Below are 12,085 nucleotides of genomic sequence, written 5' to 3' on the forward strand. Positions count from 1 at the left end.
GGAAGCTCAGCCGTCGTGGACGGTCAGCTCCACGCCTTCGGCCAGCCGGTACGGGCGAGTGTCCACAATGGCCCCCAGCCAGCGTCGCAGCCGTGATACCTCCGCGCGGACCGTCACCAGGTGCTCGGCGTCTCCGTACAGGGCCCGGCTCAACGCTTCCGCCGACAGGCCCGCCGGGCCGGCCGTGCGCAGGCAGCCCAGGATCTCCGCGTGCCGCGGGGTCACCGGGCGGCACCAGCTCGTGTCGCCCGAGCGCATCCGCAGCATCGGCGCCCCGGCGACGTCGAGGTCCAGCCACACCCGGCGCTCGGTGTCGGCCGGGCGCACGAGCCAGCCGTCCGCCAGCCGCTCCGGCAGGCACGCGCCCAGGCCCGGCACCGCCAGCACCTGGCCCTCCGACGGCGCGGCGATCCGCTCCCCCGCCGCGATGCCGACGGCGTGGGCGACCCAGCCGTCGTCGTCGACCAGCAGGGCGGGGCCGGCCAGGACCGGTTCCGCCGTGCGCCGCAGCCGGTCGAGGCGCTCCTGGTGGTGGCGCCACAGCTGCGACTCGGCCAAGCGGCGGCCGGTCTCGACCAGCGCGCCGATCGCCGGGTGCAGGGTCAGGGCCGGGCCGCTGACGTCGATCACCCCGAGCAGCTCGCCCGTGCGCGGGTCGTGCACCGGCGAGGCCGTGCAGTACCAGGGGTGCTGGTTCTGCTCGAAGTGCTCGCCCGCCAGCAGCTCGACCGGCGCGGCTTCGGCGAGCGCGGTGCCGATCGCGTTCGTGCCGACCCGGGCCTCCCGCCAGTCCGCGCCCTCGGCGAACCCCAGTGTGTCGGCCTGGCGCCGGATGCGGGGCGAGCCCTCGCGCCACAGGATGACGCCCTCGGCGTCGGTCACCACCAGCAGCACGTTCGCCGTGTCGAGCACCTGGCCGAGGTCGCCGACGACGTGGCGCAACGGCGAGGCGTGCCGGCGCCGCGCGACCTCGTCGAGCGGGACCGAGTCGCGGGTGTTGATGCCGTCGGCGGCGAGGCCCAGGCTCAGCGCGCGGGACCACGACCGCGACACCAGCGGCCGCGGCCGGACGCGCGGGCGGCCGCCGCCGATCACGGCTTCGTGCATCCGGACGAGGTCACGCGCGTGCGCCGGCAGGCTGGCACCGGGCGGTAGGGAGCTGTGCACGCCCATGGGCCACCTCCGCACCGTCGCGTCGGCCCACCAGCCTAGATCCGCCGGCCGGGTCCGCCAAGGGCGTGCAACACGGTGCAACCCTTGCCGCCGCGGTTCGCCCAGGAGTGTGATCGGGGGCACAGCCGACGCTTGGGAGTGCTCATGACACAGACGGTGGATCGGACGGCCGCGACGGACACGCCGCAGGCCCGGGTGGACGCCTGGCTGAACCGGTTCGAGACGGCCCTCGCGGCCCGCGACATCGAAGCCGCCGCCGCGCTCTTCGCCGTCGACAGCTACTGGCGCGACCTGGTCTCCTTCACCTGGACGATCAAGACGGTCGAAGGACGCGACGGCGTGACGGGGCTGCTGGAAGCCACCCTCGACCGGATCGACCCGTCCGGCTTCCGCACCACCGAGCCGCCGACCGAGGCCGGCGGCGTCACCGAGGCGTGGCTCGAGTTCGAGACCGCGAGCGGCCGCGCGAAGGGCCACCTGCGGCTGAAGGACGAAGGCGCGTGGACGCTGCTGACCAGCCTGCGCGAGCTCAAGGGCTTCGAGGAACGGCAGCGCGACCGGCGCGCGAAGGGCGTCGAACACGGCGTCGTCCGCGGCCGGACGTCCTGGGCGGAGAAACGCGCCGAGGAAGACGCGCGTCTCGGCTACGAGCAGCAGCCGTACGTCGTGGTCATCGGCGGTGGCCAGGGCGGCATCGCGCTCGGCGCGCGGCTGCGCCAGCTCGACGTGCCGGCCCTGGTCCTGGAGCGCAACGCGCGGGCCGGCGACTCGTGGCGCAAGCGCTACAAGAACCTCTGCCTGCACGACCCCGTCTGGTACGACCACCTCCCCTACCTGCCGTTCCCGGAGAACTGGCCGGTGTTCGCGCCGAAGGACAAGATCGCCGACTGGCTGGAGATGTACACCCAGCTGATGGAGGTGCCGTACTGGACGAGCACCGAGGTGACGTCGGCGAAGTGGGACAACGACGCGGAGCAGTGGCTGGTGACCGTCGTCCGCGACGGCGAGGAGCTGGTGCTGACGCCGCGGCACGTCGTGTTCGCGACCGGGATGTCCGGCAAGCCGAACGTCCCGGCGTTCCCCGGGATGGACGACTTCGCCGGCGAGCAGCACCACTCGTCACGCCACCCCGGCCCGGACGCCTACGCCGGCAAGAAGGCGGTCGTCGTCGGGTCCAACAACTCCGCGCACGACATCTGCGCGGCGCTGTGGGAGCACGGCGCCGACGTCACCATGATCCAGCGCTCCTCGACGCACATCGTGAAGTCGGATTCGCTGATGGACCTGGGCCTGGGCGACCTGTACTCCGAGCGCGCGGTGGCCGCGGGCGTCACCACCGACAAGGCGGACATGATCTTCGCGTCGATCCCCTACCGGATCATGGCGGGGTTCCAGACGCCGGTGTACGACGCGATCCGCGAGCGCGACCAGGACTTCTACGAGCGGCTGGAGAAGGCCGGTTTCCGGCACGACTGGGGTGACGACGGGTCCGGCCTGTTCATGAAGTACCTGCGGCGCGGCTCGGGCTACTACATCGACGTCGGCGCGGCCGAGCTGGTCGCCGACGGGAAGATCAAGCTGGCCCACGGCCAGGTCGACCACCTGACGCGTGACGCGGTGGTGCTGGCGGACGGCACCGAATTGGCGGCCGACCTCGTCGTCTACGCCACCGGCTACGGCTCGATGAACGGGTGGGTCGCCGACCTCGTCGGCCAGGAGACCGCGGACCGCGTCGGCAAGTGCTGGGGCCTCGGGTCGGAGACGACCAAGGACCCCGGGCCGTGGGAGGGCGAGCAGCGCAACATGTGGAAGCCCACCCAGCAGGAGGGCCTGTGGTTCCACGGCGGGAACCTGCATCAGTCGCGGCACTACTCCCTCTACCTCGCGCTGCAGCTCAAGGCGCGGTTCGAGGGGATCCCGACGCCGGTGTACGGCCTGCAGGAGGTGCACCACAAGGCGTGAACCGTCCGGGCGTGCCCGACGTGTTCGCGGTGTGAGGTCACCTACCGCGGAAGACGCCGAGATCACGCAGTGGGCCCAGCTCGCCGGCCGCGGCGACCGGCAGGCCCTCGACCGGTTCCTGCGGGCGACCCAGCCGCACGTCCGGCGGTTCATCGCCGGGCTGAGCGACACCCAGACCGCCGACGACCTGACGCAGGAGACGTACCTGCGCGCGCTGGGCGGCCTCGGCCGGTTCCGGGCCGATTCGTCGGCCCGGACCTGGCTGTTCACCATCGCCCGGCGGGTGGTGGCCGACCACATCCGCGGCCTGCGCGCCCGCCCGCGTCAGGCCGCGCTGGCCGACTGGCAGTCCGTGGCGGAGGGGATCGCCCCCGCGGTGTTCGAGGAGCGCGTCGTGCTCGGCCACCTCGTCGCAGACCTCGAACCGGACCGGCGGGACGCCTTCGTGCTCACCCAGACGCTCGGACTGTCCTATGTGGACGCCGCCACGGCGTGCGGCTGCCCGGTCGGCACGATCCGCTCCCGGGTGGCGCGCGCCCGCGACGACCTCACGGCGGCGATGCGGGAAACCCCCGCCCGCTGCGCCTAAGCTCGCCGGATGACCCCACCGGCGGGACGTCTCGTCACCGAGACACTCGGCTACGACGGCGGCCGGCCGGTCACGGCGTACGTTCCGGCCGCGCCGCCCCGGTTCGTCGTCTTCGCCGGGGACGGTCCGTCGATCGCGTCGTGGGGCGGCGATCTCGAGGCAGCCGGTTCGCCGCCCACGATGATCGTCGCCGCGCACCGCGCCGACGACGAGACGCGGCGGATCCACGAATACTCACCGGGCGAGAGCACGGCCGAGTTCAGTTTCGACCCGGAACGGTTCGCCGCCCACGAGACGTTCTTCGTCGAGGACGTCCGCCGCTGGGCGCGATCGCGGTTCGGCGTCGCACTCCCGGCCGAGCGGACCGCGGTGCTCGGCGTCTCGGCCGGTGGAGAGCTCGCGCTCGCCGTCGGGCTGCGTCACCCCGACGTCTACGGCGCGGTCTTCTGCGCGTCGCCGGGCGGCGGGTACCGGCCACCCGCGGTGCTGCCGGAGCCGCTCCCGCGCACGTACCTCGTCGGCGGCACGAGGGAGCCGTGGTTCCTCGCGAACGCGACCCGGTGGGCCGACGCCCTCCGCGCCGCCGGCGCGGACGTCGTCATGGAGGAACGGACCGGCTCGCACGGCGGCGCGTTCTGGCGGGCGGAGTTCCCGCTGATGGTGGCGTGGGCGTGCGCCGCTGGACTAGGCCATGGCGACGAGCAGGCAGCCCATCCCGACGCTGGTGAGGATCCGGCAGGCGCCCAGCAGCCGCGGTGACCGGTTCCGCTCGGCCGTCGCCCCGGTGCCGGGCGCGCCGACCAGGGTCGCGCCGAGCCGGACCGTGTGCGCCGCGAAGTACCCGGCCAGCACCCACGCGATGATCGGCACCGCGAGGCCCGTGCCGACCCCCGCCACGGCGGTCATGCCGGGCATGGCGGACATTTCGTGCATCCCCGCCATGTCCATCCCGGCCATGTCGGACATGTCGTGGGCGGCGGGGATGCCGAACATCGGTGGCAGCTCGGGCATCGCGACGACCATGTACAGCATCGCCGCGCCGCCGACGACGTGGTGCAGCTCCCCCGCCGGGGCTCGCCGGCGCAGGATGCGCGCGGTGAACCACACCGTGACGCCGCCGAACAACGCGATCCACACCGGCGCGGGCAGCGGGTCCATCGCCGGCACGACCGTGACGGCCATCCCCGCGCACAGCACGAGGTGCGACGCGTGGGCCGGGCCGTCACCCCACCCGGCGGCGGGCCCGTCGCGGCGGGAGAGCACCCACCGTCCGGCGTAGTACGCGGCGAGCAGGAGGAACACGACGCCGAGTGCCAGCCGCAGCGCGAACGAGGCTGTCATCGCACCACCTTTCGAGGAGGATCCGCGCATAGGTCGGACGGCGGGGGCGAAAAGTTCCCGGCGGCCCGGCGTCACCCCGGCCCACCCGGATGGTTACGGTGGGTGGGAGTTTCTCCCCGCGGACAGGAGGCGCCCGGAATGCCGTCGGACGATGCCGGTTCCCTGAACACCCCGGTCGGCGTCGACCCGGACCGGGCCAGCGTCGCGCGGGTCTACAACTACCTGCTGGGCGGCAAGGACAACTACGAGATCGACCGCAAGACCGCCGACCAGCTGGCGGCGTCGATGCCGGACGTCGTCGAGGTGGCCCGCGAGAACCGGCTGTTCCTCATCCGGGCGATCCGGTTCCTGGCCCACCAGACCGGGATCACGCAGTTCCTCGACTGCGGCTCCGGGCTGCCGACCGCGGAGAACGTCCACCAGGTCGCGCAGCGGTTCGACCGGCTGTCCAAGGTCGTCTACGTCGACAACGACCCGGTGGTCACCGCGCACGGCCGGGCGCTGCTCGAGGACAACGAGCTGACCCGCTACGTCGAAGGCGACATCTTCGACCCGCGCAGCATCCTGGACCACGAGGTCGTGCGCGCTCACCTGGACTGGACTCAGCCGATCGTGTTGTCGCAGGTCGCCACCCTGCACCACCACAAGGGCGACCGCCACGCGCCGGCCGACGTCATGCGTGAGTACATCGACGCCCTGCCATCGGGGTCGCACGTGCTCATCTCGCACCTGCTCGACCCGCAGGAACCGGCGGACAGCGACGCGGCGCGCCAGCTGTCCGACGTCGTGGCCCGCGGCTCCCTCGGCGGCGCGACCTGGCGCACCCACGAGGAGATCGCCGAGCTGTTCGACGGCCTGGAGCTGATCGACCCGGGCATCGTGCCGCTCTACCAGTGGTGGCCCGACGGCCCGCGCATCAAGCCGGTCACGGTCGCGCACCGCATCATCGCCGGCGGTCTCGCCCGCAAGCCGTGACCGATCAGGGTTTCGTCCAGGCCGAACGCCGGTAGCGGCGGAACCCCGCCCGGCCGAGGTTGGCGGCGCTGACCGACCCGGCACGCGCCGTCGCGACGGCCAGCACACAGCCCGCGTCGGCCGCCACCCGCAGCCGGTGCCGCAGCAACCGCGGCTGGGCGCCCCGCCCTCGGTGCGCCGGCAGGGTGGCCGCACCCCCGAGCACCGCGACGTCGCCGTGGACGGTCATCCCCGCGGCGGCGATCGGCGTCCCGCCCTCGACCAGCAGAAACCGCCGCATCGCCGGCACCCGGTGCTCGGCGGCGACGAACGCGGCGACCACGCCGGTGACCTCGTACCCGGCGAGCAGGACGTCGACGACGTCGCCTTCGGTGACTCCCGGGTCGGCCGCGGGCGGCTCCCCGAGCCGTCGCACGGCCAGGAGGCGGTCCTCCGCCCGCACCAGCCCTTCGGGCACCTCGTCACCGGTCGTGAGCACGGTGGGGTCCCAGCCGGGCTCGGCCAGCAGCCCGTCGAGCGCGGGCAGCGTCTCCGGCGTGACTCCGGAGACGGTCGACAGGAACCCCAGCGCGGGGTCGGTGGCCAGCACGGCCAGCAGCCCGCCGTGCTCCCACACCCGGAACCGCCCGGGCAGCCCGGCCGCGGTCGCCGCAGCGCAGGCCAGCCCCATCCGGCGGTGCAGCGCCCGCTCCGCGTCCCCCACCTCGCTCGACACGCCTCCAGCATGCCCCGCCGACCAGGTGATCGTTTGACCCGGCCCACCCGTGGGCAGTGATCACCCGGGGACGGTGGCACGCGGAAAGCCGGTGGTGAACAGGTGGAAAACCCAAAGCGAGCCGACACGGCCGCCGAGCCAGCAGACGCGGCCACGAGCGCTGAGGCGGAGTCCGACGAGCTGGCGGACGCCTTGGCCGACCTGCACCAGCGGATCACACGCCACGAACACGCGGTGAACACCCACCTCAACCGGCCCCGCTGACCGCTCTCGCGACAGGCTTCGGAAACCGAGCCGACAGGGCCTTCGTCGACAGCCGCGCTGGTTGCGCTGCCCTCGCCACTGCCGGTGGTCGCCCGGGACGGTGCCTCCGTGCTGGTCACCGGCTCCGCCATGGCCGCCGGTGCCCGGCGGGTCGCGACGGTGCTCGTCGCCGCTTCGACCATGACCACCGGGCAGCTTCGTCACTTCGGGCGCCGACGACCTGCTCGTCAGCGTCCGCACGGTCAAGCACCACGTGTCGAACCTGCTGGTGAAACTGGGTGCGAAGGACCGGGCCCACGCCGTGGCCCTCGCGTTGCGCTCGGCCGCGGCCAGCGGCTGACGCCGGCGGCACCGCCGTTCTCCTCCGGTGCACAGCCCGGAGGAGAACGGCGACGATCCGTCAGGTTCCCGGGGTCACCGGGGTCTTCGACACCCCCTTGCCGCCTGTGGACGTGTTCGACGCGCCGATCACGTTCGGCTTCTTCTGGGAGACGCAGTCACTCTGGTTCGTCGCGTTGATGCCGTAGCCCGACGCGTTCGTCAGCGTGAACGTGTTCTTGCTGAACGTGGTGCCGCAGCCCGCGTTCTCCCAGACGTTGTGCACCTGGAAGCCGTCCAGGTACGGGTGGGTCACCTTGTTGCCGGTGATCGTGTACTCGTCGCCCTTGACGTCGATCGTGGAGTCGCCGGAGTTCTGGTTCTTCTCCCCCGTGCCGTCCAGGGTGTTGCCGGAGATCAGGCCGTCGTGGGTGCCCTCCTTGATGTCGATGCCCTCGGCCGCGACGCCCGGGCCGATCTTGTTGTCCAGCACCTGGATGTAGTTGCCCGCGTCGGGGCTCTCGCCGCCGCCGGTGCCGTAGCACTCCCAGTTGCTGTTCGCCGAACCCAGGTAGACGCCCTCGCCGTAGCCGGGCTCTTCCTTGCCGGTGTTGTAAACGGTCGAATTCTTGATCACGCCGTACGCGCTGCTCTTGCGGAAGTGCACACCCTCGTAACCGATGTCGTGCACGCTCACGCCGTCGATCGTGACGTGGGTCGCGCCGTCGAGGACGATGCCCTTCTTCGAGTTCGTGACCGAGATTCCCTTGATGTTCCAGTAACTCGCGCCCTGCAGCCACAGGCCGTAGCCGGTCTGGCCGGACGGGCAGTCGGTGTCACCGGGGTTGAACAGCGGGTCGTGCAGCACGGCCTTCGCGCTGCCGGTCAGGGTGATCGGCGCCGACGCCGTGCCCGGCTTCGTCGCCACGAACGCGCCGCTGTAGTCGCCGTCCGCCAGCGCGATCGTGTCGCCCGGCTTGGCCGCGGACAACTCCGCGGACAGCTGGGTCGCGGTGGTGACGGTGATGGTCGTCGCCGCGGGGTGCACGAGCTGCCCGACCAGGCTCAGCGCCGCCAGTGTCTTGATCATCGGATGGTCCTTTCCGGACGGTCAGCTCACCGGGATGCTCTTGAGGAACAAGGACTTCGCGGTACTCGTCTTCGTGTCGTCGACACCGTGCCCGTTCGTGTAGTCCCGCTGCTCGTTGTGCGCCCAGTCCACGATCGGCTGGCCGCCGGCGTCGAGGTGGTGGAACTTGGTGCCGTCCCAGCCGAACTGGTAGATCTTGGTGTGGTCGGCGTAGTACGGCGTGTACGCCGCGCCCGCGGTGATCTGCTTGGTCATCGTGTTGTTGAAGAAGACGTTGCGGGGGCCCGACGAACCGGACCACTTGACCGCCTTCTGCCCGGTCGACCAGTAGATCGGGAACCAGCTCGAGTCGTCCGGCGCGTCACCGCCCTCGTCACCGCAGTGCGCGGTGCAGTTGCCCGAGCGGTGGGCGTAGGACACCCGGTTGGTGTTGTTCTCGAACAGGTTGTTGCGCTCGTAGCCGCCGTGGATGTTGAAGTCCGAGTCGATGTCGTTGCCGATCACAACGTTGCCCGAGGCCGACCACTGGAAGGTGAAGTGCCGCAGGTCGCGGGTGGTGTTGCCGGCGTAGAGCGAGTCCCAGACGCGGGAGCCGCGGAAGTAGCCGTTGCCGCCCTTGCCCTTGTTCCACGAGCCGTCGAGCTCGTTGTTCACGATCTGGAGGTTCTTGGCCTCCTCGGTCACGATCGGGTGCGACCCGGTCATCGTCGAGTGGATGCCGGTGACCCAGGAGTCGGCCGCCCACTTGAACACGATGCCCTGCATGGCCAGCGACGGCGCCAGGTTGCCGTAGTTGTCCTTGGCCTGCGCTTCGGTGATGCCGGCCGGGGCCGACTGACCGAAGGTGAAGTTCTCGAAGCCGACGCCGACGATCGGGTCCGGGATCGGCGACGCCTTGGAGGCGTAGACGCTGCCGTCGATGGCCGCCGAACCGTCCGAAGTGGAGTCGACCGGCATGTCGTACTCGAGCGGCTTGTCGATGGACACGGTGTGGTTCTTGGTGTCGATCGCGGTGATGGTGAACCACTGCTGGCGCATGTGGAGGTTCTCCAGCGGCCACGTCGTCGGGTAGGCGTTCATCGACTTGTAGAAGTTGATCGAGTTCGCGGCCCGCATGTTGATGAAGCCGCCGACCTTCATGTTCGTGGTCTTGGCGCTGGTCGCCAGGTAGACCGTCTTGTCACCGGCCCGCGCCGCGAAACCCTTGTCACCCGGCTTCTCCCGCAGCTTCGCGCCCGCCTTCCAGTGCACGTTGACCGTGCCCTCGAAGATGTCCTTGCGGTTGGCCGGCGCGGCCTTGTACTCGCTGGCGTAGCTCGGGTCGACGCCCCGCGACTGCACGCGGAAGAGGCCGCGGCCCGGCCACAGCCAGCCGCCGGAGCCGTCTTCGTAGCCCATGTTGCCCTGGTCCCACTGGTCCCCGTCCGGCGTGAGCACGTCGTACTCGGTGTTCTTGTCCGGGGTGTAGACGAACTTCGTCTGGTCCGTGCCGGCGCCGCGCAGGATCAGGTAGCCGGCGTCGACGTGGATCTCGTGCGTGACGTTCAGCGTGCCGGCCGGGAAGGTGATCAGGCTCAGCTTGTCGTAGCTCGCCGAGGGCGTGCACGACGTGTGGATCTTGTCGATGGCGGCCTGGATACCGGTGGTGTCGTCGACGCCGTCGTCCGGCTTGACCTGGTACGTCGAAGCGAGCTGGGCCGCGGTGACCTTGCAGCTCGCACTGGGGTTGACGGCACTGGCGCCGGGCAGGTTCCGGCCGCCGCGGTAGCCGGCCTTGCTCCAGTCGTACAGCCCGGCCACGGGGGCCGCCCGGTTGCCGGCCGAGGTGTCCAGGGTGGTGAGCGCGCCGGGTCCGGGCGGGACCGCGGTGGCGATCGACGGCGACACCGCGTTGACGCCGGCCGCGATGAACGCGGCGGCGGCGATGCCCGCGACTATTTTCTTGCGTGACAAAGGAACCCTCCGATCGAATGATGCACGGGACAGGGCACGGGGCCCTCGTGGAGACGCGGAACTCAGGCGGTGACGGGAATCCCGCGCGCCGGCCTCCCGGGGAACGCCGGCGGGACGGCGGGAACCGCCTCCGGGGACGTCGGGTACGCGGCAGACGACGAGGCTGCCGGCCGGGCGGTGACCGCCGGGCCGATCGCTGGTCTGGGCAAGGCTCCTCCGTAGCTGACTGGTTCTCACCAGGACTGCATGAAGGCGGCGTTGCCCCGAACCGTACCGCGTCGGGTCACGCTAGTAAAGATACTTTCCTAACAAAGGGTGTCCTACCGGCCACTCAGGGCGAGCCGACCTTCGCTTCCACCAAGGCTTTCCCGACGACCGCGCGGTCGCCGTCGCGCATGGTGCGGCTCAGCTCGACGTGGCGGAAATCGACAGCGAGCGAGGGAGGTGCCGAGCGGCCGGCCTGGTTCGCCCCGTGGCCGGCCGGCGCGGCCCGCGACACCACCCCGGACGTGCTCGCCGTCGCGCTGCAGTACGCCGACGGCGCGCCCCCGCTGCGGGATCCCACCGGGCTCCGCGTCTCCGGCGACGCCACGTTCGGCGAGGGCGCCGACTCGAGGGGTTACCTGGCGCTTCCCCGACGGCGTCGGCGGCGGGACCCGGCCCGCGGGTGTCCCGGGTCGGCAACCTTCGGCGACACGTCGTTACTCGAGGGCACGGGCGGGTACGCACCGGCGTGCCGGACCGCGACCCTTGTGACCCTAGCCTTCGAGCTGGTCGCGCAGCTGGTGCAACGTCTTGGCCAGCAAGCGCGAAACCTGCATCTGGGACACACCCACGCGGGCGGCGATCTGCGACTGGGACAGGCCATCGAAGAAGCGCATCCGGACGATCGCCTGCTCCCGCGCCGGCAGCTTCTTCAGCAGCGGGACGAGCGTGTGGTGGTCCTCGACGAACCCGATGCCGGCGTCCGGCTCGCCCATCACCTCGGCCAGAGAGCTGCTGCCCTCACCGTTGTTGAGCGGCTGGTCCAGCGACGACGTCTCGTAGCAGTTCGCCGCGAGCAGGCCGTCGCGGACGGTCTCGACGTCGATGCCGAGGTGGCCGGCGAGCTCGCTGGGCGTCGGGGCCCGGCCCAGGTGCTGGGCGAGCTCCGTGGTGCCGCGGGACAGCCGGCCTTGCAGCTCCTGCAGGCCGCGCGGGACGCGCAGCGCCCAGCCCGTGTCGCGGAAGTGCCGGCGGACCTCGCCCATGACGGTCGGGACCGCGAAGGACAGGAAGTCCGCTCCGTGCGTGGGATCGAACCGGTCGACCGCTTTCATCACCCCGAGCCGGGCCACCTGGACCAGGTCGTCGCGGGGCTGGCCCCGGCCGCTGAACCGGGTCGCGATGTGGTCGGCGAGCGGGAGGAACTCGATGATCAGCCGCTCGCGCAGCCGCGCCCGGCCGGCGTGGCCCTCGGGCAGGGCCGCGAGCTCGGCGAACAGCGGCGCGCAGTGGGAGTAGTCGTCCCGCTTGCGCTCGCGGGACCGCGGGTGGTCGTGCGTGGCCGGCACCGGGACGGCGACGTCCTGCTCGGTGCGGCCCGCGACCGGCGTGACGGTCGTCAAGGCGATCTCCTGTTCGTCGGGCTGCTGATACCCCCGCCACGGCGGGGCAAACCTCGTTCCGCGGTGACGGACGTCATCGTGACACTGCGGTTACGAAC

13 protein-coding genes are annotated in these 12,085 nt (G+C 71.6%); 6 read left to right on the forward strand and 7 right to left on the reverse strand.

Annotated elements, in window-relative coordinates; translation table 11 throughout:
• Nucleotides 1–6 precede the first annotated feature (6 nt).
• Nucleotides 7–1,173: a GAF domain-containing protein gene (locus OHS58_RS20970; protein WP_326948090.1), complete on the reverse strand. Its 1,167-nt coding sequence runs from the start codon at nucleotides 1,171–1,173 to the stop codon at nucleotides 7–9.
• Between the two features lie 144 nt (nucleotides 1,174–1,317).
• On the opposite strand from OHS58_RS20970, the gene OHS58_RS20975 reads away from it, so the two are divergent.
• Genes OHS58_RS20975 through OHS58_RS20985 form a run of 3 tightly spaced genes read left to right on the forward strand, consistent with a single transcriptional unit; the run spans nucleotide 1,318 to nucleotide 4,483 of the window.
• A complete protein-coding gene (locus tag OHS58_RS20975) occupies nucleotides 1,318–3,135 on the forward strand; it encodes a flavin-containing monooxygenase (RefSeq protein ID WP_328649533.1) in 1,818 nt (605 codons plus the stop codon).
• 31 nt (nucleotides 3,136–3,166) lie between these two features.
• The gene (locus tag OHS58_RS20980) at nucleotides 3,167–3,724 is read left to right on the forward strand and encodes a sigma-70 family RNA polymerase sigma factor (protein ID WP_328649534.1); all 558 of its coding nucleotides are present in this window, start codon (nucleotides 3,167–3,169) and stop codon (nucleotides 3,722–3,724) included.
• A 9-nt stretch (nucleotides 3,725–3,733) separates the two neighbouring features.
• Nucleotides 3,734–4,483 (forward strand): alpha/beta hydrolase, encoded by a 750-nt coding sequence (locus OHS58_RS20985; RefSeq protein WP_328649535.1) that lies wholly within the window; start codon nucleotides 3,734–3,736, stop codon nucleotides 4,481–4,483.
• Here the strand turns inward: OHS58_RS20985 and OHS58_RS20990 are convergent.
• Complete coding sequence (locus tag OHS58_RS20990; protein ID WP_328649536.1) at nucleotides 4,409–5,065, reverse strand: DUF5134 domain-containing protein; 657 nt, start codon at nucleotides 5,063–5,065, stop codon at nucleotides 4,409–4,411. The genes OHS58_RS20985 and OHS58_RS20990 overlap by 75 nt on opposite strands.
• Before the next feature lie 138 nt (nucleotides 5,066–5,203).
• On the opposite strand from OHS58_RS20990, the gene OHS58_RS20995 reads away from it, so the two are divergent.
• A complete protein-coding gene (locus OHS58_RS20995; RefSeq protein WP_328649537.1) occupies nucleotides 5,204–6,040 on the forward strand; it encodes an SAM-dependent methyltransferase in 837 nt (278 codons plus the stop codon).
• A 4-nt stretch (nucleotides 6,041–6,044) separates the two neighbouring features.
• Here the strand turns inward: OHS58_RS20995 and OHS58_RS21000 are convergent, their stop codons facing one another.
• Nucleotides 6,045–6,755 carry a GNAT family N-acetyltransferase gene (locus OHS58_RS21000; protein WP_328649538.1) on the reverse strand — a complete coding sequence of 237 codons (711 nt, stop codon included), beginning with the start codon at nucleotides 6,753–6,755 and terminating at the stop codon, nucleotides 6,045–6,047.
• A gap of 102 nt (nucleotides 6,756–6,857) precedes the next feature.
• Here OHS58_RS21000 and OHS58_RS21005 point away from each other — a divergent pair, with 102 nt between their 5' ends.
• Together OHS58_RS21005 and OHS58_RS21010 are read left to right on the forward strand one after the other, a co-directional pair.
• The gene (locus tag OHS58_RS21005) at nucleotides 6,858–7,019 is read left to right on the forward strand and encodes a hypothetical protein (protein ID WP_328649539.1); all 162 of its coding nucleotides are present in this window, start codon (nucleotides 6,858–6,860) and stop codon (nucleotides 7,017–7,019) included.
• A 220-nt stretch (nucleotides 7,020–7,239) separates the two neighbouring features.
• Nucleotides 7,240–7,359 carry a LuxR C-terminal-related transcriptional regulator gene (locus tag OHS58_RS21010; RefSeq protein WP_326951489.1) on the forward strand — a complete coding sequence of 40 codons (120 nt, stop codon included), beginning with the start codon at nucleotides 7,240–7,242 and terminating at the stop codon, nucleotides 7,357–7,359.
• Nucleotides 7,360–7,419: 60 nt separating this feature from the next.
• Here OHS58_RS21010 and OHS58_RS21015 read toward each other — a convergent pair whose 3' ends face one another.
• The 4 genes from OHS58_RS21015 to OHS58_RS21030 form a co-directional block, all read right to left on the reverse strand.
• The gene (locus OHS58_RS21015) at nucleotides 7,420–8,427 is read right to left on the reverse strand and encodes a right-handed parallel beta-helix repeat-containing protein (protein ID WP_328649540.1); all 1,008 of its coding nucleotides are present in this window, start codon (nucleotides 8,425–8,427) and stop codon (nucleotides 7,420–7,422) included.
• A gap of 21 nt (nucleotides 8,428–8,448) precedes the next feature.
• Nucleotides 8,449–10,380: a hypothetical protein gene (locus tag OHS58_RS21020; RefSeq protein WP_328649541.1), complete on the reverse strand. Its 1,932-nt coding sequence runs from the start codon at nucleotides 10,378–10,380 to the stop codon at nucleotides 8,449–8,451.
• A 331-nt stretch (nucleotides 10,381–10,711) separates the two neighbouring features.
• Entirely contained in the window at nucleotides 10,712–10,945 is a 234-nt protein-coding gene (locus tag OHS58_RS21025; protein ID WP_328649542.1) for a hypothetical protein, read from the reverse strand.
• A gap of 193 nt (nucleotides 10,946–11,138) precedes the next feature.
• Nucleotides 11,139–11,933: a SigB/SigF/SigG family RNA polymerase sigma factor gene (locus OHS58_RS21030; RefSeq protein WP_328649839.1), complete on the reverse strand. Its 795-nt coding sequence runs from the start codon at nucleotides 11,931–11,933 to the stop codon at nucleotides 11,139–11,141.
• Nucleotides 11,934–12,085: the final 152 nt, after the last annotated feature.

Source organism: Amycolatopsis sp. NBC_00348 (assembly GCF_036114655.1).
Taxonomy (GTDB): Bacteria; Actinomycetota; Actinomycetes; order Mycobacteriales; family Pseudonocardiaceae; genus Amycolatopsis.